At 74.2% G+C, this 16,607-nt stretch carries 19 protein-coding genes and 1 pseudogene; 14 read left to right on the top strand and 6 right to left on the bottom strand.

Annotation, left to right across the window (positions count from 1 at the left end; translation table 11 throughout):
- The 4 genes and pseudogenes from ACWEO5_RS34050 to ACWEO5_RS34035 form a co-directional block, all read left to right on the top strand.
- Nucleotides 1-561 (top strand): annotated as a pseudogene (locus ACWEO5_RS34050) (NYN domain-containing protein); the annotation flags it as partial.
- Between the two features lie 66 nt (nucleotides 562-627).
- Nucleotides 628-1,593, top strand: coding sequence for an ABC transporter ATP-binding protein (locus ACWEO5_RS34045; RefSeq protein WP_380272907.1), 966 nt, complete (start codon nucleotides 628-630; stop codon nucleotides 1,591-1,593).
- Nucleotides 1,590-2,384 (top strand): ABC transporter permease, encoded by a 795-nt coding sequence (locus tag ACWEO5_RS34040; RefSeq protein ID WP_344558938.1) that lies wholly within the window; start codon nucleotides 1,590-1,592, stop codon nucleotides 2,382-2,384. The genes ACWEO5_RS34045 and ACWEO5_RS34040 overlap by 4 nt, the downstream gene beginning before the upstream one ends.
- Nucleotides 2,385-2,453: 69 nt before the next feature.
- Entirely contained in the window at nucleotides 2,454-3,287 is an 834-nt protein-coding gene (locus ACWEO5_RS34035) for a hypothetical protein (protein WP_452165977.1), read from the top strand.
- Nucleotides 3,288-3,358: 71 nt separating this feature from the next.
- Here the strand turns inward: ACWEO5_RS34035 and ybaK are convergent, their stop codons facing one another.
- Genes ybaK through ACWEO5_RS34020 form a run of 3 tightly spaced genes read right to left on the bottom strand, consistent with a single transcriptional unit; the run spans nucleotide 3,359 to nucleotide 6,324 of the window.
- Nucleotides 3,359-3,850: a Cys-tRNA(Pro) deacylase gene (gene ybaK, locus ACWEO5_RS34030; RefSeq protein ID WP_344558940.1), complete on the bottom strand. Its 492-nt coding sequence runs from the start codon at nucleotides 3,848-3,850 to the stop codon at nucleotides 3,359-3,361.
- A gap of 32 nt (nucleotides 3,851-3,882) precedes the next feature.
- Nucleotides 3,883-4,611 carry an LON peptidase substrate-binding domain-containing protein gene (locus ACWEO5_RS34025; protein ID WP_344558941.1) on the bottom strand — a complete coding sequence of 243 codons (729 nt, stop codon included), beginning with the start codon at nucleotides 4,609-4,611 and terminating at the stop codon, nucleotides 3,883-3,885.
- Nucleotides 4,612-4,671: 60 nt separating this feature from the next.
- Nucleotides 4,672-6,324, bottom strand: a complete 1,653-nt coding sequence (locus tag ACWEO5_RS34020; protein ID WP_452165976.1) for an oxidoreductase — start codon at nucleotides 6,322-6,324, stop codon at nucleotides 4,672-4,674.
- A gap of 94 nt (nucleotides 6,325-6,418) precedes the next feature.
- Here ACWEO5_RS34020 and hisD point away from each other — a divergent pair, with 94 nt between their 5' ends.
- The 8 genes from hisD to hisF are packed head-to-tail and all read left to right on the top strand — an operon-like array spanning nucleotide 6,419 to nucleotide 12,176.
- A complete protein-coding gene (gene hisD / locus ACWEO5_RS34015) occupies nucleotides 6,419-7,726 on the top strand; it encodes a histidinol dehydrogenase (protein WP_452165975.1) in 1,308 nt (435 codons plus the stop codon).
- Nucleotides 7,723-8,823: a histidinol-phosphate transaminase gene (locus tag ACWEO5_RS34010; RefSeq protein WP_452165974.1), complete on the top strand. Its 1,101-nt coding sequence runs from the start codon at nucleotides 7,723-7,725 to the stop codon at nucleotides 8,821-8,823. Before hisD ends, ACWEO5_RS34010 begins: the two co-directional genes overlap by 4 nt.
- A 6-nt stretch (nucleotides 8,824-8,829) precedes the next feature.
- Nucleotides 8,830-9,423 (top strand): imidazoleglycerol-phosphate dehydratase HisB, encoded by a 594-nt coding sequence (gene hisB, locus ACWEO5_RS34005; RefSeq protein ID WP_030463810.1) that lies wholly within the window; start codon nucleotides 8,830-8,832, stop codon nucleotides 9,421-9,423.
- Nucleotides 9,423-9,566, top strand: a complete 144-nt coding sequence (locus ACWEO5_RS34000) for a hypothetical protein (RefSeq protein ID WP_344558947.1) — start codon at nucleotides 9,423-9,425, stop codon at nucleotides 9,564-9,566. Before hisB ends, ACWEO5_RS34000 begins: the two co-directional genes overlap by 1 nt.
- Before the next feature lie 25 nt (nucleotides 9,567-9,591).
- Complete coding sequence (hisH, locus tag ACWEO5_RS33995) at nucleotides 9,592-10,227, top strand: imidazole glycerol phosphate synthase subunit HisH (protein WP_344558949.1); 636 nt, start codon at nucleotides 9,592-9,594, stop codon at nucleotides 10,225-10,227.
- A 22-nt stretch (nucleotides 10,228-10,249) separates the two neighbouring features.
- Nucleotides 10,250-10,978: a bifunctional 1-(5-phosphoribosyl)-5-((5-phosphoribosylamino)methylideneamino)imidazole-4-carboxamide isomerase/phosphoribosylanthranilate isomerase PriA gene (gene priA / locus ACWEO5_RS33990; RefSeq protein ID WP_030463807.1), complete on the top strand. Its 729-nt coding sequence runs from the start codon at nucleotides 10,250-10,252 to the stop codon at nucleotides 10,976-10,978.
- Entirely contained in the window at nucleotides 10,975-11,409 is a 435-nt protein-coding gene (locus ACWEO5_RS33985; protein ID WP_452165973.1) for a RidA family protein, read from the top strand. Before priA ends, ACWEO5_RS33985 begins: the two co-directional genes overlap by 4 nt.
- Nucleotides 11,406-12,176, top strand: coding sequence for an imidazole glycerol phosphate synthase subunit HisF (gene hisF, locus ACWEO5_RS33980; protein WP_452165972.1), 771 nt, complete (start codon nucleotides 11,406-11,408; stop codon nucleotides 12,174-12,176). The genes ACWEO5_RS33985 and hisF overlap by 4 nt, the downstream gene beginning before the upstream one ends.
- 109 nt (nucleotides 12,177-12,285) lie before the next feature.
- Here the strand turns inward: hisF and ACWEO5_RS33975 are convergent, their stop codons facing one another.
- From ACWEO5_RS33975 to ACWEO5_RS33965, 3 genes are all read right to left on the bottom strand, one after another.
- On the bottom strand, nucleotides 12,286-13,053 hold the full coding sequence (locus ACWEO5_RS33975) for a VOC family protein (RefSeq protein WP_452165971.1): 768 nt from the start codon (nucleotides 13,051-13,053) through the stop codon (nucleotides 12,286-12,288).
- 93 nt (nucleotides 13,054-13,146) lie between these two features.
- Nucleotides 13,147-13,800, bottom strand: coding sequence for a TIGR03085 family metal-binding protein (locus ACWEO5_RS33970; RefSeq protein ID WP_452165970.1), 654 nt, complete (start codon nucleotides 13,798-13,800; stop codon nucleotides 13,147-13,149).
- Between the two features lie 17 nt (nucleotides 13,801-13,817).
- Nucleotides 13,818-14,327 carry a septum formation family protein gene (locus ACWEO5_RS33965; RefSeq protein ID WP_452165969.1) on the bottom strand — a complete coding sequence of 170 codons (510 nt, stop codon included), beginning with the start codon at nucleotides 14,325-14,327 and terminating at the stop codon, nucleotides 13,818-13,820.
- Nucleotides 14,328-14,483: 156 nt separating this feature from the next.
- Between ACWEO5_RS33965 and ACWEO5_RS33960 the strand changes: the two genes are divergently transcribed.
- Together ACWEO5_RS33960 and ACWEO5_RS33955 are read left to right on the top strand one after the other, a co-directional pair.
- Nucleotides 14,484-14,801 carry a hypothetical protein gene (locus ACWEO5_RS33960; RefSeq protein WP_344558965.1) on the top strand — a complete coding sequence of 106 codons (318 nt, stop codon included), beginning with the start codon at nucleotides 14,484-14,486 and terminating at the stop codon, nucleotides 14,799-14,801.
- On the top strand, nucleotides 14,798-16,492 hold the full coding sequence (locus ACWEO5_RS33955; RefSeq protein ID WP_452165968.1) for a WXG100 family type VII secretion target: 1,695 nt from the start codon (nucleotides 14,798-14,800) through the stop codon (nucleotides 16,490-16,492). Before ACWEO5_RS33960 ends, ACWEO5_RS33955 begins: the two co-directional genes overlap by 4 nt.
- Nucleotides 16,493-16,607 lie beyond the last annotated feature (115 nt).

Raw genomic sequence — 16,607 nt, 5'->3', positions numbered from 1 at the left:
GCCCCCGCCGCCGCGGCCGCCGCCGCCCCGGTCCGCGGCACCCCGCTGCGGGTCATCCCCACCCCCAAGGACCTGGCCGGGCGCGCCGCCACCGGCCCGCCCCCCGCCCCGGCCGCCCCCGTCCCAGCCCCCACCGGGCCGGTGCTGCGCTGGTCCTCCGACCGCGGCCTGGTCGACCGGGCCGACACCGCCACCGCCGCCGACGCCCTGCCCACCCTGGACCGGCTCACCACCTCCGCCCAGCGCTGGGCCGACCGCGAGGAGGACATCACCAGCGTCGGCGGCGACCCGCAGGAGGTCGGCCAGGTCTTCGCCCGCCGCTGGCTCGACCGCCTCGCCGACACCGACCGCCCCGCGCTGCTGTGGACCGACCACCCGCGCATCCCGCACCGGCTGGACGGCGAACTGCTGCGCTACGCCGCCCGCTTCGGGCTGCTCGCGCACAAGGAGGACCAGATCGACGAGCAGGACAGGTACGCGATCCGGGAGGGGTTCTGGAAGGAGCTCGCGGCCCGCGTCCCCGACGCCCGGCAGCCCGCGGGGGCGCTGGAGGACCGCTGACGCCCCGGCCGCCATCCGGACCCCGCGTGTCCGGAACGCCCCTTACGGCGCGTAGAGTCTTCCGTCGTGAGCAAGCCACCGCAGAGCTGCTGCACGGTCAGCGGCCTGGTCAAGACCTACCGGACGGGCGGCGCCGAGGTCAGGGCCAACGACGGCATCGACCTCGTCGTCCACCGCGGCGAGGTCTTCGGCCTGCTCGGGCCCAACGGCGCTGGCAAGTCCACCCTGGTGCGCCAGCTCACCGGCCTGCTCCGCCCCGACGCCGGCCGCGTCGACCTGCTCGGCCACGACGTCGTCCGGCACCCCGAACGGGCCGCCCGGCTGCTCGGCTACCTCGGCCAGGAGTCCACCGCCCTCGACGAGCTCACCGTCGCGCTGGCCGCCGAGACCACCGGACGCCTGCGCGGCCTGTCCCGCGCCGCCGCCCGCGCCGAGACCGCCGACGCGATCACCGAACTCGGCCTCGAAGCGCTCGCCCACCGCCCGCTCGCCAAGCTCTCCGGCGGCCAGCGCCGCCTCGCCTGCTTCGCCGCCGTCCTGATCGGCGAACGCCCGCTGCTGGTCCTGGACGAACCCACCACCGGCATGGACCCGGTCGCCCGCCGCGCCGTCTGGAGCGCCGTCGACCGCCGCCGCGCCGAACGCGGCACCACCGTGCTGCTGGTCACCCACAACGTCATCGAGGCCGAGACCGTCCTCGACCGGGTCGCCGTGATCGACGCCGGCCGGGTCATCGCCTGTGACACGCCCGGCGGCCTCAAGGCCCTGGTCGACGGCCACGTCCGGCTCGACCTGGTCTGGCGCACCGACGCCCCGCTGGGCGTCCCCGCCGTCGCCGCGCTCGCCGAACGCGCCGAGCGCACCGGCCGCCGCTGGACCCTGCGCACCACCCCCGACGAGGCCCGCGAACTGGTCGCCGCCGTCACCACCGGCCCCGCCTTCGCCGCCCTCGACGACTTCACCCTCGCCACCCCCACCCTGGAGGACGCCTACCTCCGCCTCGGCGGCCGCACCGGAGGACTCGCCCGATGACCCTGCTCGACGCCCCCGCCGTCGCCACCGGGCCCGCCCCGCTCGCCCCCGCCGCCCGGCTGCTGCCCGCGCTGGCCGCCGTCTACCGGGCCCAGCTGGCCCGCGCCAAGGTCTCCCGGATCCCGCTGCTGTTCGTCGCCACCTTCCAGTCCGTCGGCATCCTGGTCATGATGCGCGGCGTCGTCGACCCCGGCGACAACCCCTCCGCGCACGCCGTGGTGGCCGGCTCCGCCGTCCTGGTCGTCGCCTTCGTCGCGCTCAACCTGCTCGCCCAGTACTTCGGCAAGCTGCGCGCCACCGGCGGCCTCGACCACTACGCGACCCTCCCGGTGCCGCCCGCCTCCGTGGTGCTCGGCACCGCCGCCGCGTACGCCTCCTTCACCGTCCCCGGCGTCTTCGTCACCGCCGGCATCGGCAGCTGGATGTTCGAGCTGCCGTTCGCCCGGATGTGGATCCTGCTGGCCGTCATCCCGCTCTCCGGCGCCGCGCTGGCCGGGCTCGGCGCCGCGCTCGGCCTGCTCGCCCCCCGCCAGGAACTCGCCACCCTCGCCGGACAGCTCGGCATGTCCGCCGCCCTGCTGCTCGGCGTCCTGCCCGCCTCCCGGCTCCCCGAGCCGGTCCAGTGGCTCCGCGACCTGCTCCCCTCCAGCTACGGCGTCGACGCCTTCGCGCTCACCTTCGCCCCGCACCCCGACTGGGCCCGGATCGTCCTCGACCTCGGCGTCTGCGCCGCCGTCGGCCTGGTCTCGCTCACCCTCGCCACCTGGGCCTACCGGCGCGCGGCGCGCTGACGGCGGGCTCCGGGGGAGTTGTCGGGTGGAGACCGGCGGCTTCTCAGGTGCGCATGAAACGATGGGGTCGTGACCGTACCGAACACACCTGCGGGCAACCCGTCCGGGCCCACTCCCCACCCCCCGGTCCTCCCGTTGCAGCCGCCCGCCCCCGCGAGGCCGCCGCTCGGCCCCGAGCTGCAGATCGGAGCGGTCATCACCGCCGTCGGGGCGGTCCTCGGCGTGGTCCTCGGGCTGCTCTGGCTCTGGCTCGCCCCCCGGGTCGGCTACGCCGTCCAGGACAACCACATCCTCTACCGCGACCCCGAGGGCGAGGAGCTGATCGGCGCGGTCGGCGTCTTCTCGCTGCTCGGGCTGGGCCTCGGGCTGCTCACCGCGCTGGGCGCGTTCCTGTGGACCCGGGCCCGCGGCGGCGGCATCGGGGTCGCCGTCGGCCTCGCCGCGGGCGGCCTGCTCGGCTCGTTCGTCGCCTGGAAGCTCGGCACCCACCTCGGTGCCACCTCCGACCTGCGGGCGCACGCGCGGGCCGTCGGCAACGGCGGCACCTTCGACGGGCCGCTCGAACTCTCGGCGAAGGGGGCGCTGATGGTCTGGCCGATGACGGCGATGATCGTGCTGCTCTTCCTCTCCGCGACCTTCGGCAAGCGCGAGCCCGACCGTCCCCCGTACTGGGCCGCCCCGGACCCGGCGCAGGCGCCCTGGCAGCCGGTGTCGTTCCGGAAGACCGAGCCGGCGCCGGAGCCGGAGCCGGTGCAGCAGCCGGAGCCGGAGTCGGTGCCGCAGCCGGCGGAGGAGCCGGTGCAGCAGCGGGCCGAGCAGGTCGAGCAGGGCGCGCCGGAGCCGGAGCCGGGCCCGTCGCTGCGGAAACCGGCCCGGCCCGAGCCCCCGGCCGAGCAGCAGTAGCCGCCGAGTAGGAGTAGCCGCCGGGCGGCAGTGGCTGTCGGGCCGCCGGGCCCTCGCGCCCGGCCCCCGGCTCAGCCCCTGGCGATGGGGGCCGTGAGCGCGGCGGTGAGGCGGACCAGGTCGGCCGGGGCGAGTTCGACCTCGGCGCCGCGCTTGCCCGCCGAGACGAAGACGGTGGGGTGGGCCAGCGCGCCGGAGTCGACCACGGTGCGGAGCCTGCGGCGCTGGCCGAGCGGGGAGATGCCGCCGACCACGTAGCCGGTGGAGCGTTCGGCGGCGGCCGGGTCGGCCATCACGGCGCGCTTGGTGCCGAGCGCGGCGGCCAGCGCCTTCAGGTCGAGCTGCCCGGAGACCGGGACGACGGCGACGGCGAGGGCGCCGTCGGCCTCGGCGAGCAGGGTCTTGAACACCCGGTCGGGCGGGACGCCCATCGCCTCGGCGGCCTCGGCGCCGTAGGAGGCGGCGGCCGGGTCGTGGGCGTACTCGTGCAGGGTGAACGGGACGCCGGCGGTGTCGAGGGCGACGGTGGCGGGGGTGCCGCCGGCGGTCTTCTTCTTGGCCAAGGGGTGGTCCTCGGTGGTCCTCGGGGCGGTCCTCAGTTGGGGCTGAACGCCTGGCGGGTGAGGTCGACGGCGGGCAGGGAGGGGAGTTTCGCCAGGACCGCGCTCTCGTGCCGGAGCAGGGCGAGTTCGCGGGTCAGCCGCTGGGCGGTGTCGGGGCAGGCGAGCAGCTCCTGCTTGACCTTGACCGGCAGCGCGGCGGCGGCGGCGACCAGGTAGGAGAGCACCTGCGGGTCGTCGGGGAGGTCGGGTTCGCCGCTCAGGCTGGCCTCGCGGGCCCCGGCCAGCCGCTTCTGGTAGGTCCGGAAGGCCCGCTCGACCCCGGCGGCGAGCGCGCCGGAGCCCTCGCCGGGCTCCTCGGGCAGCACCGAGACCTCGCCGACCAGGTAGGGGCCGGTGGCGTCGAGGGCGCGCAGCCGGAACCGGGTGGTGCCGGTGACGAGGAGCTCGTAGCGGCCCTCGGGCTGCTCCCGGACGGAGGCCACGTCGGCGACGCAGCCGACCGGGTAGAGGGCGTCCAGCGGGTCGCCGCCGGGGGTGCCGATGCCGTCCAACGGGCCTGCGGGGGCGTCGAGTTCGCGGACGGGCGCGGTCTCCCGGCCGTCCTTGATGGCGACCACGCCGAAGCGGCGGGGTGCGTCCTCGGGCTGCTTGAGCAGGTCGGCGACCAGGTCGCGGTAGCGCTCCTCGAAGACGTGCAGGGGCATCACCAGGCCCGGGTACAGGACCGTGTTCAGCGGGAAGAGCGGGAGCCGATCAGTCACGGCGCACAGCGTAGTTGGCGGCGGGCCGCCGCCGCGCCGCAGTTGTCCGCCGCCGGGGTGTCAGCCGCGCTGGAGCAGCCTGGTGACGCCCGCGACGGCGGTGGTGGCGAGCACCCAGCCGGTCAGCACCAGGGCGGTGGCGACCCACTGGCCGGGGCGGTCGGGGTCCCAGCCGTTCTGGCCGAGGTCGATCAGCGGCAGGACCTTGCCGGCCGCGTACAGGGCGGGGTTCCACAGCACGTGCTCGTCGGCCTTGACGGGAGCGGGCCGGTGCGCGGCGAAGTAGGCGGTGCCGAGCACCCAGGCGATGACCAGCCAGGCGGCGGCCCGGCCGGGCCGGTAGCCGTAGCCGACGGCGGCGTCCTGCAGGTGGCCCCAGACCCGGCCGGGCAGCGGCAGGGTGCGCCGGCGGCGGCGCTGCTTGGCGTACAGGACGGTGCGGGCGTCCTCGTCGGCGCCGTCGCGGCGCAGCGCGGCGGCGAGCTGCTCGTACGCCTCGGGGCGGAACTCCCGGCCGGAGTCGACCCAGGCGATCCGGCGCTCCAGCGGGAAGGGCTCGGCGGGGCGCAGCGACTCGTAGCTGAAGCCGGTGAGCGAGACGTGGTGCTCGGTGGGCCAGGCGGCGGGGGCGTCGACCAGGTTGCCGATCCGGGCCCGGTTGAGGCTGACGGCGCCGGTGGGCGGGGTGTCGCAGGTGAAGCGCAGTTCGGGGGTCTGGATCCGGCTGAGCGTGAGCTCCTCGCCCTCGCCGAGGTGGAACTCGGCGTTGGTGATCAGCACGGCGTTCTCGAAGCGGCCGTCGGAGAGCCGGATCCGGCCCCAGGAGCGGAACGGGGTGTGGGTGGTGTCCCGGTAGGGGGCGGCGACGGTGGAGCCGCCGTAGCCGGAGCCGTAGACGGTGCGCGAGCCGGACCAGTTGGCGTCCTCCGAGCCGGACAGGTACAGGGTGTGGCCGACGGTGATCCGGGCCGCGTTGATCGCGTTCGGGTTGTCCGGGCCGGCGGCCCGCAGCGAGCCGCCGCGGAGCGAGAGCCGGCCGCCGATCCGGGCCGAGCGCAGGCTCAACTCGCCGAGCAGGTCCAGGCGTTCGGCCTCGCAGTCCTGGTTGACGGAGATCCCGTCGGCGGACACCGCCCGCCCGTACGCGTCGGGGCCGACGGCGGACTGGTTGAGCAGCAGGTCGGTGCCGATCCGGGCGTCGGTGAGCCGGACGCCGCCGGGTATGCCGCAGCGGGCGAGGTGCACGTCGCCCTCGCTGGCCAGCCGGGACGCCTCCAGCCGGGGGAGGGCGCAGGAGACGATCCGCAGGGTGCCGGCGGTGGCCTCGGAGAGCAGCAGCTTGCGTTCGAAGCGGCAGAGCTGGAACTCGACGTAGCAGTCGATCCGGCCGCCGGCCAGGGTGAACTCGCCGGTGATCCGGGCGCCGGTGAGCTTGAGCGCGGTGACCTTGCCGGGGGCGGCGGCGGGGCCGTGCAGCAGCAGCCGGGCGATCACCTCGGCCCGGACGGTGCGCTCCGGGCCCCACTCCCCGGCGGCGAACGGGTCGTCCGGGCCGTGCTCCTCCCCGTCGGGGCGGACGGTCCGGCCGACGGGGGCGGGCAGCAGGAGCCGGGCGCGGCCGCGCCCGGCCCGCAGGTCGTACACCTCGCCCTGCCGGAAGGCGTCCCACAGGCCGCGCTCGGTGTCGGTCCAGTCGTCCGGCGCCTGCTCCACGGCTCCCCCTGTTGATCTTGGTTTCGTCTCACCCTTCGTATCACGGACTGAAATGCCGGGCTGTCGCTTTTCGCCACTCCTTACACTTGGGCCTGTGATCTCTCGAATCGACCTCCGCGGCTCCTCCACGGACCCGCGCGACGTGCTGCCCCGTGCCGAGTTCGACGTCGAAGCCGCCCTGGAGAAGGTGCGGCCGATCGCCGAGGACGTGCGCCATCGCGGGGTCGCGGCGCTGATCGAGATCACCGAGCGCTTCGACGGCGTCCGGCTGGAGTCCACCCGCGTCCCGGCCGGGCAGATCGCCGAGGCCCTGGAGCAGCTGGACCCGGCGGTCCGCGCCGCGCTGGAGGAGTCGATCCGCCGCGCCCGCGCCGTCCACTCCGACCAGCGCCGGGTCGGCCACACCACCCAGGTGGTGCCCGGCGGCACCGTCACCCAGCGCTGGGTGCCGGTCGACCGGGTCGGCCTCTACGTGCCCGGCGGCCTCGCGGTCTACCCGTCCTCCGTGGTGATGAACGTGGTGCCCGCCCAGGAGGCCGGGGTGGCCGGCATCGCCGTCACCTCGCCGCCGCAGAAGGCGTTCGGCGGCCGCGTCCACCCGACCATCCTGGCCGCCTGCGCGCTGCTCGGCGTCGACGAGGTGTACGCGGTCGGCGGCGCCCAGGCGGTGGCGATGTTCGCCCTCGGCACCGAGGAGTGCGCCCCGGTCAACCTGGTCACCGGCCCCGGCAACATCTACGTCGCCGCCGCCAAGCGCCTGTTCGCGGGCCGGATCGGCATCGACTCGGAGGCCGGCCCGACCGAGATCATGGTCCTCGCCGACGACACCGCGGACGCCGCGGAGGTCGCCGCCGACCTGATCAGCCAGGCCGAGCACGGCCCGACCTCCGGCTCCGTGCTGGTCACCGCCTCGCCGCTGCTGGCCGACGCGGTCGAGGCCGAACTGAAGGCCCAGGTCGCCCGGACCAAGCACTCCGAGCGGGTGGCCGAGGCGCTCGGCGGCCCGCAGTCCGGCATCATCCTGGTCGACGACCTGGAGCAGGGCCTCACGGTGGTCAACGCCTACGCCGCCGAGCACCTGGAGATCCAGACCGCCGAGCCGCACGCCGTCTCCGAGCGGGTCCGCAACGCGGGCGCGATCTTCCTCGGCCGCTTCACCCCGGTCTCGCTGGGCGACTACGCGGCCGGCTCCAACCACGTGCTGCCCACCGGCGGCTGCGCCTGCCACTCCTCCGGCCTGTCCGTGCAGACCTTCCTGCGCGGCGTCCAGGTGGTCGAGTACGACCGCGCCGCGCTGGCCGGCATCGCCGCGCACGTGGTCAACCTGTCCGCGGCCGAGGACCTGCCCGGCCACGGCGACGCTGTCAAAGCCCGATTCGACTGGACGGTACCCGGCGCGTGACCAAGATCGACGACCTGCCCATCCGGGACGAACTGCGCGGCCAGTCCCCGTACGGCGCACCGCAGCTGGACGTGCCCGTCCAGCTCAACACCAACGAGAACCCGTACCCGCTGCCCGAGCCGCTGGTGGCCCGGATCGCCGAGCGGGTCGCCGAGGCCGCCCGCCACCTCAACCGCTACCCGGACCGGGACGCGGTCGAGCTGCGCACCGGCCTGGCGCAGTACCTCACCGACACCACCGGCTTCGAGGTGGGCAAGGACCAGGTCTGGGCCGCCAACGGCTCCAACGAGGTGCTCCAGCAGCTGCTGCAGACCTTCGGCGGGCCCGGCCGCACCGCGATCGGCTTCGAGCCCTCATACTCGATGCACGCCCTGATCGCCCGCGGCACCGGCACCGCCTGGGTCTCCGGCCCGCGCAACGCCGACTTCACCATCGACCTGGACGCGGCCCGCGCGGCGATCGCCGAGCTCCGCCCGGACGTGGTGTTCGTCTGCTCGCCGAACAACCCGACCGGCACCGCCGTCGAGGCGGACACCGTGCTCGCCCTGTACGAGGCCGCGCAGGCCGCCGGGCCCAGCATGGTGGTCGTCGACGAGGCGTACGTCGAGTTCTCGCACCGCGCCTCGCTGCTGCCGCTGCTGGCGGGCCGCCCCAACCTGGTGATCAGCCGCACCATGTCCAAGGCGTTCGGCGCGGCCGGCCTGCGGCTCGGCTACCTGGCCGCCGACCCGGCCGTGGTGGACGCGGTCCAGCTGGTCCGGCTGCCCTACCACCTCTCGGCCGTCACCCAGGCCACCGCGCTGGCCTGCCTGGAGCACACCGACACCCTGCTCGGCTACGTCGACCGGCTGAAGTCCGAGCGCGACCGGGTGGTGCTCGCCCTGCGCGAGCTGGGCTTCGAGGTCACCGAGTCCGACGCCAACTTCATCCAGTTCGGCCGCTTCGCCGACACCCACGCGGCGTGGCGGGCCGTCCTCGACCAGGGCGTGCTGATCCGCGACAACGGCGTCCCCGGCTGGCTGCGCGTCACCGCCGGCACCCCCGCCGAGAACGACGCCTTCCTGAGCGCCGTCTCCTCCCTGAGCAAGGAGCTGTAACCCCGAATGTCCCGCATCGGCCGCGTCGAACGCACCACCAAGGAGACCTCCGTCCTGGTCGAGATCGACCTCGACGGCACCGGCAAGACGGACGTCTCCACCGGCGTCGGGTTCTACGACCACATGCTCGACCAGCTCGGCCGCCACGGCCTCTTCGACCTCACCGTCAAGACCGAGGGCGACCTGCACATCGACACCCACCACACCATCGAGGACACCGCCCTCGCGCTCGGCGCCGCCTTCAAGCAGGCGCTCGGCGACAAGGTCGGCATCTACCGCTTCGGCAACTGCACCGTCCCGCTGGACGAGTCGCTCGCCCAGGTCACCGTCGACCTCTCCGGCCGCCCGTACCTGGTGCACACCGAGCCCGAGAACATCGCCCCGATGATCGGCGCGTACGACACCACGATGACCCGGCACATCCTGGAGTCCTTCGTCGCCCAGGCCCAGGTCGCCCTGCACGTGCACGTGCCGTACGGCCGCAACGCCCACCACATCGTCGAGTGCCAGTTCAAGGCCCTCGCCCGGGCGCTGCGCTACGCCTCCGAGCGCGACCCGCGCGCCGCGGGCATCCTGCCGTCCACCAAGGGCGCGCTCTGATGGCCACGCTGTTCATCATCCTCGGGCTCTTCTTCGCGGGCGGCGTCTGGTCGTTCTGGAAGCAGAAGCTGCCCAAGGGCGTCATCCTCGTCCTCGGCTTCGCCTCGGCCATGTGCCTGGCCGCCGGCGTCATGCGCCTCTAGCCGCGCGCCCCTAGGAGACCCACAGATGTCCAAGAACGTGGTGGTGCTGGACTACGGCTCCGGCAACCTGCGCTCCGCCCAGCGCGCCGTCGAACGCACCGGCGCGAACGTCACCGTCACCTCGGACTTCCAGCGGGCGCTGGACGCCGACGGCCTGCTGGTGCCCGGCGTCGGCGCCTTCGAGGCGTGCATGCGCGGCCTCAAGGCGGTCCGCGGCGAACAGATCATCGGCCGCCGGCTGGCCGGCGGCCGCCCGGTGCTCGGCATCTGCGTCGGCATGCAGATCCTGTTCGAGAAGGGCGTCGAGCACGGCGTCGAGACCGCCGGCTGCGACGAGTGGCCCGGCGTGGTCGAGCCGCTGGACGCCCCGATCGTCCCGCACATGGGCTGGAACACCGTCGACGCCCCGGCGGACACCCGGATGTTCGCCGGGATGGACCCCGACACCCGGTTCTACTTCGTGCACTCCTACGGCGTGCGGCACTGGGTGCTGGAGACGCACTCCGAGAAGATCCGCGCCCCCAAGGTGATCTGGGCCACCCACGGACAGCCGTTCGTCGCCGCCGTGGAGAACGGCCCGCTGTGGGCCACCCAGTTCCACCCCGAGAAGTCCGGCGACGCCGGCGCCGCCCTGCTGACCAACTGGGTCGACACCCTCTGACGACGGAAGAGTCCTTCAGAACATGACCAACCGCCTCGAACTGCTGCCCGCCGTCGACGTCCGCGACGGCCAGGCGGTCCGCCTGGTCAAGGGCGCCTCCGGCACCGAGACCTCCTTCGGCGAGCCGCTCGCCGCCGCCCTCGCCTGGCAGAGCGCCGGCGCCGAGTGGCTGCACCTGGTCGACCTCGACGCCGCCTTCGGCACCGGCAGCAACCGCGAGCTGCTCCGCGAGGTCACCGGCCGCCTCGACATCAAGGTCGAGCTGTCCGGCGGCATCCGCGACGACGAGTCGCTCGCCGCCGCCCTCGCCACCGGCTGCACCCGGGTCAACCTCGGCACCGCCGCCCTGGAGAGCCCCGAGTGGGTCGCCAAGGTCATCGCCGAGCACGGCGACCAGATCGCCGTCGGCCTCGACGTGGTCGGCACCACCCTGCGCGGCCGCGGCTGGACCCGCGACGGCGGCCAGCTCTACGACGTGCTGGCCCGCCTCGACGCCGAGGGCTGCGCCCGCTACGTGGTCACCGACGTCAACCGCGACGGCACCCTGACCGGCCCCAACCTGCAGCTGCTGCGCGACGTCTGCGCCGCCACCGACCGGCCCGTCGTCGCCTCCGGCGGCGTGTCGTCCCTCGACGACCTGCGTGCCATCGCCACCCTGGTACCGGAGGGCGTCGAGGGCTCGATCGTGGGGAAGGCGCTCTACGAGCAGAAGTTCACCCTCGAAGAGGCCCTGGAGGCTGTGTCCCGATGACCGACGAGACCCCGACCACCGCCGCCCGCCCGTCCGAGCGGTCCCCCTACGAGGACCAGTACGGATTCTCCCGGGCGGTGGTGGCCGGGGACTTCGTCCTGGTCGCGGGCTGCACCGCCCTCGACGACAGCGACGCCGCTGCCGAGGGCGACCCGTACGAGCAGACGCTGGCCGCCTTCCGGACGGCCCTCGGCGCGCTCGACCGCTACGGACTCACCGCCGCCGACGTGGTCCGCACCCGGCTGTACCTCACCCACGTCCGGGACCGCGACGAGGTCGGCCGCGCGCACGAGGAACTCTTCGGCGAGGTCCGCCCGGTCACCACCATGGTGGTCGTCCAGGGCCTCACCGACTCCCGGATGATGGTCGAGGTCGAGGTCGAGGCCCACCGGCCCGGCCTGGCCCGCACTTTGGAAGGCACCCAGCAGTGACACTCGCAGTACGCGTCATCCCCTGCCTGGACGTGGACGCCGGACGCGTCGTCAAGGGCGTCAACTTCCAGAACCTCCGCGACGCCGGGGACCCGGTCGAACTCGCCAAGCTCTACGACGCCCAGGGCGCCGACGAGTTGACCTTCCTCGACATCACCGCCTCCTCCGGCTCCCGGGAGACCACCTACGACGTGGTCCGCCGCACCGCCGAGCAGGTCTTCATCCCGCTCACCGTCGGCGGCGGCGTCCGCGCCGTCGAGGACGTCGACAAGCTGCTGCGGGCCGGCGCCGACAAGGTCGGCGTCAACACCGCCGCCATCGCCCGCCCCGAACTGATCCGCGAGATCGCCCGGCGCTTCGGCCGCCAGGTGCTCGTCCTCTCGGTCGACGCCCGCCGCTGCCCCGAGGGCACCGAGACCGCCTCCGGCTTCGAGGTCACCACCCACGGCGGCCGCCGCGGCACCGGCCTGGACGCCATCGAGTGGGCGGTGCGCGCCGCCGAACTCGGCGCCGGCGAGATCCTGCTCAACTCGATGGACGCCGACGGCACCAAGGACGGCTACGACCTGGAGATGATCCGGGCCGCCCGCAAGGCCGTCACCATCCCGGTCATCGCCTCCGGCGGCGCCGGCAAGCTCGCCGACTTCGCCCCCGCGGTCGACGCCGGCGCCGACGCCGTCCTCGCCGCCAGCGTCTTCCACTTCGGCGACCTGACCATCGGCCAGGTCAAGGACGAACTCCGGACCACCGGCCACCCCGTCCGCTGAGACCCCGCCGGGCCCCGCCGCGCCGACCGGCCGGCGGGGTTCCGAGCCCGGCCCCAGCCGGCGGGGCCCGGTGCCGCGCGCCGATCCGACAAGATCGACCGGACCGGGCCTAGCGGCGGGGTTCCGGCTCCAGGATCGCGAACTGGGCGCCGAACGGATCCGCCAGCACCGCGACCCGGCCCACCGTCGGCACCGGCTCCGGCGGCACCAGGATGCTGCCGCCCGCGCGCCGCACCTCGTCGGTGGCCAGCAGCGCGTCCGCCACCGCGAAGTGCACCAGCCAGCCCACGTCCACCCGCGGGTGCACGCCGGTGGCCCCGCCGAAGTCCGCCGGCCCCGCCGCCGGGCCCAGCACCGTGTACTCCACCCCCGGCAGCTCGGAAGCCCGGGCCCGCCAGTCGAACAGGCCCCGGTAGAACCGCAGCGACCCCGGCACGTCCGGGGTGTGCAACTCCACCCAGCACAGCGTGCCCGGCCCGCCCTCCGCCCCCGCGACGACCTCCGCCGCCCCCTCGGACTGCCACACCGCGAACCGGCCGCCGACCGGATCGGTGAACTGCGCGGACCGCCCCTGCCCCGGCAGCCCCGCCGGCCGGACCCGCACCGTGCCGCCCGAGCGCTCCACCGCCGCCGCGACGGCGTCCGCGTCCGCCGTGCGGAAGCACACCGTCCAGGACGGCAGCGCCTCCGCCTCCGACAGCGGCCCCAGCGACGCCACCCGCCGGCCCCCGGCGCGGAAGAACCCGCGGCCACCCGGTCCGGCCGGTTCCAGCTCCCAACCGAACACCGACCCGTAGAACAGCTCGGACTCGGCGAGGTCCGGACTGCCGAGGTCGATCCGGTTCGGCGTACCGGGCCGGAGGTCGGTGCTCACCATGGCGCGCTCCTGGAGGTGCGGGGACGGGGTCGTCGGACCGTCAGGTCACGGCAAGGCTGGCACACCGACCGGACAGAACGGACCGACGCGCCGTCAGTCCCGCGACCCCGACGGCTCCGGCAGCGGCAGCACGTGCGCCAGCGTCTCCACCGCCTCCGGCACCCCCTCCGCCACCAGCGCGGCCCGGGCCCCCCGCCCGTACAGGAACAGCACCAGCTCGCCCGGCTCCCCGCGCACCGTCACCACCGGCGTCCCCCGCCGCCGCACCAGCGCCTCCCGGCCGTCCGGGTGCACCAGCCGCAACGAGACCGGCGCCTTCGCGTCCCCGAACCGGGCCACCGCCGGCAGCCGCTTCCACAGCGCCTCCGCCAGCTCCGCCCCCACCGGCTCCGGCTCGAACGGCACCGCCCGGCGGACGTCCTCCGCGTGCACGAAGAACTCCACCAGGTTCGCCGCCCCGTCCACCCCCGGCAGGTTGAACGGCGACCAGGCCGGCGGCCCCGACCGGAACGACTTCACCAGCCCCTCGTACCCCCGCCCCGCGACCTTCCCCTGCACCCGCTCCGTCCACCCCGCCAGCGCACCCACCCGGATCCCCGCCGCCGCGTCCGGCCGCCCCTCCCGCACCACCAGGTGCGCCGCCAGGTCCCGCGTCGCCCACCCCTCGCACAGCGTCGGCCCCTCGGGGCCCGCCGCCGCCAACAACCGACTCAACCGGGCCCGTTCACCCTGCGCAAGACTCACCATGCACCCAGCGTACGGCGTCAGTGCAGGTGGCCGGTCAGCTTGCGGTCCGGCTGCTGGTTGCTGACAGTCACGGTGCAGCTGGCATCACGGTACCCCTGCTGGTAGTACTTCGTCAGCGGGACGATCGGGCTGTTGTTGTACAGGTCCAGGCCGCCCTGCTGTTTCTGCACCCCCTGCAGCGACGGGGTGCAGAGCTCCAGCAGGGCCTTGTTGATCGAACGGTCGTCGGTCAGGCCGTCGGGCATCACGACGTTGGCGGTGGTCTCGGCGTCGTGCGACTGCTCGCACGAGACGACGGTGCTGTCCTTCACCTCGCTCATCCACGGCATCAGCAGGCAGGTGCCCGGCGGGTAGAACGGGTACGGGTAGGTCTTCGACGGGCTGGGGCTCGGGCTCGGGCTGGGGGAGGGGCTCGGCGGGGGTGGGGCGGCGGCGGGCTTCTCGTGGTCGGGCCACAGCAGGACCGCCGCCGCGACGACGAGCGCGGCCAGCAGCCCGGCCAGGAATGCCTTCTGTCGTCCACTCATGTCAACCCCCCCTGGATCCAAGGCCATTCTGAGGGAACAACAGCTGTCACGTCAGTCCTTTTCGGGCATCGGTTTGCTCATCCTTTGCATGCTGATCAGTAGGATGACCGGCCTGTCGGATGGACGTACGAGGCCCGACGGAGGAAGGCAACTGCCATGGGGGACAACGGGTTTCAGGTCGAGCCCAGCGCGCTCGACCGGTACTCGTCGCTGCTGGCCGAACAGGCCGAGCAGTTGAACCGGATCGCGGCGGCCACCGCTGCGATCACCATCTCGTCGGACGCGTTCGGGCACCTGCCGAACGCCCAGCACCTGGCGTCGGCGTACCAGGAGCACGCCAGGGCCAGCCACGAGAACGTCGGGATGCTCGGCAGCGCGGTGGACGGCACCTCGCAGGGGCTGTCGGGGGTGTCGCAGAACTACACGGACCACGAGGAGTACGTGGTCGGCACCATGGGGGGCGGTAACCGATGACGCCGAAGCCGAAGAAGAAGGCGGACACCGGCAGCGGGAGGGGCGGCAGCACGTCGGGCAGGCAGCCCACGGTGGAGGACCCGCGCAAGCTGATGGCGCAGCAGCGGACGGCGACGTCGCCGGCCCCGACCGGCCACGGAACCGGCGCTTCGACGCCGACGGTGGGCCGTCCGGAGAACATCCGCCCCACCGCGGGGCAGGGGACCACCACCACGCGGCAGACGGCCACCGCGCCGGCGTCCGAGCCGGAGGGCGAGGAGCCGGCCGGGGCGGACCGGCGGACGTGGTTCGGCGGCGGGCTGGTGCAGGGGGCCAAGGACACGGCCGCCGAGGGTGCCAAGAACTTCGTCACCAGTGCGGCGGGCAACTTCGGCAGCAAGGCCGGGGACTGGGCCGGCGACCGGGTGTTCGGTTCGTCCGAGGGCGGGGAGGGGGAGTCGGAGGAGCCAGCGGCCCACTTCGGGGCGGCCGCGGTGGAGGCCGCCCGCTCGGCCGTCCAGCCCGGTGCGGACGGTGGCGCGGCGGGGCCGGAGGGCTGGAGCACCCAGCCCGCGTACGTGTCGCCGGGGGGCGGGTACGGCGTCCCGGTCACCCAGCCCGGGCGGCTCGGGGGGCCGGCGGGCGGGATGCCGGCCGGGCGCAGTGACGCGTACGCGTGGGCCCAGAAGCAGGTCGAGGAGAAGATCCAGCAGTTGGAGGAGGCCCAGCACAAGTCGCGCAGCGGCCTGAGCGGGGCGATCGACGGGCTGGTCGTCAAGGCGCTGGAGGAGTCCGGCCTGCTGGACGCGCTGGAGAAGGTCACCGGCAAGCTGGACGAGCTGAACTACGCCACGATGGAGTGGCAGGCCCAGGCGGGTGCGGTGCGGTCGGTGGCGGCGGAGCTGCGCGCCGGGGTGATGCCGGTGGCGGAGACCTGGTCGGGGTCGGCGAGCGACGCGTTCGGCGGTCACATGGGCGACGTCGCGGACGCGCTCGACCAGACCGCCGAAGAGATGATGCAGACCGCGCAGATCATCAACTCGGCCGCGCAGGAGTGCGAGGTGGCCGAGGGGATGGTGATCGACATCATCACCGAGGCGATCGAGTCGCTGATCGTGTCGCTGGCCGCGGAGGCGGTGCTGACGGTGGTCACCTTCGGCGCGGCCGCGGTGGTCGGCGCGATCCTGGACGAGGCGGAGATCGGCGTCTTCATCGCCCGGGTGGCCCAGGTGTCCACCAAGCTGGCGAAGGCGCTGGAGGAACTGCTGAAGGCCCTGCAGGAGATGGGCAAGGCGGTGAAGGCGGCCCGGAAGCTCGGCGACATCGCCAAGGTGATGGAGAAGATGAAGAAGGTCGAGAGCACCTTCAACAGGCTCCGGACCCTGGAGCAGGACGGGACCAAGGCCGCCAAGATCGCCCAGAAGGTCACCGACAAGGCCGCCCAGAAGGCCGAGTCCTGGGCCCAGGGCCAGGTCGAGGACTGGATGGGGATGGACGAGGGCGACCGGGACGGCGTCCAGATCGGTGACAACACGGTCAAGGGCAACCTCAAGGCGGCCGGGCAGACGGCGGCGGGCGTGGCCAAGGACGCCTGGCACGACGAGACCAACCAGAACGCGATCAAGCAGGAGTTCCTGAACGACGTCGGCCTGGACCAGGAGCCGGAGCCCTACCGGGTGGACCGCTCGCGGATCCAGACGGCGTTCGGCTGATCCGTCCGGACCGGGCCCGACCGGTCGGGGCCGACCGGTCGGGGGGCGCCCCGCCGGGGGCCGCCGCCCCCGGGGCCGCGCCCCCCAGAAGTGATGATGCCACTTCTATAAAAAA

The organism is Kitasatospora sp. NPDC004272 (assembly GCF_053603035.1).
The sequence above is the reverse complement of the archived record's forward strand: the minus strand, read 5'-3'. Positions and strand labels throughout refer to the sequence as shown.

Coding starts and splice junctions, on each gene's coding strand:
- ACWEO5_RS33965 (WP_452165969.1), bottom strand. CDS start 14,327: ATGAGTGGACGACAGAAGGCATTCCTGGCCGGGCTGCTGGCCGCGCTC.
- ACWEO5_RS33985 (WP_452165973.1), top strand. CDS start 10,975: ATGACCGACGAGACCCCGACCACCGCCGCCCGCCCGTCCGAGCGGTCC.
- hisH (WP_344558949.1), top strand. CDS start 9,592: ATGTCCAAGAACGTGGTGGTGCTGGACTACGGCTCCGGCAACCTGCGC.
- hisB (WP_030463810.1), top strand. CDS start 8,830: ATGTCCCGCATCGGCCGCGTCGAACGCACCACCAAGGAGACCTCCGTC.
- ACWEO5_RS33970 (WP_452165970.1), bottom strand. CDS start 13,800: ATGGTGAGTCTTGCGCAGGGTGAACGGGCCCGGTTGAGTCGGTTGTTG.
- ACWEO5_RS33955 (WP_452165968.1), top strand. CDS start 14,798: ATGACGCCGAAGCCGAAGAAGAAGGCGGACACCGGCAGCGGGAGGGGC.
- ACWEO5_RS34000 (WP_344558947.1), top strand. CDS start 9,423: ATGGCCACGCTGTTCATCATCCTCGGGCTCTTCTTCGCGGGCGGCGTC.
- ACWEO5_RS33975 (WP_452165971.1), bottom strand. CDS start 13,053: ATGGTGAGCACCGACCTCCGGCCCGGTACGCCGAACCGGATCGACCTC.
- ACWEO5_RS34040 (WP_344558938.1), top strand. CDS start 1,590: ATGACCCTGCTCGACGCCCCCGCCGTCGCCACCGGGCCCGCCCCGCTC.
- ACWEO5_RS33960 (WP_344558965.1), top strand. CDS start 14,484: ATGGGGGACAACGGGTTTCAGGTCGAGCCCAGCGCGCTCGACCGGTAC.
- priA (WP_030463807.1), top strand. CDS start 10,250: ATGACCAACCGCCTCGAACTGCTGCCCGCCGTCGACGTCCGCGACGGC.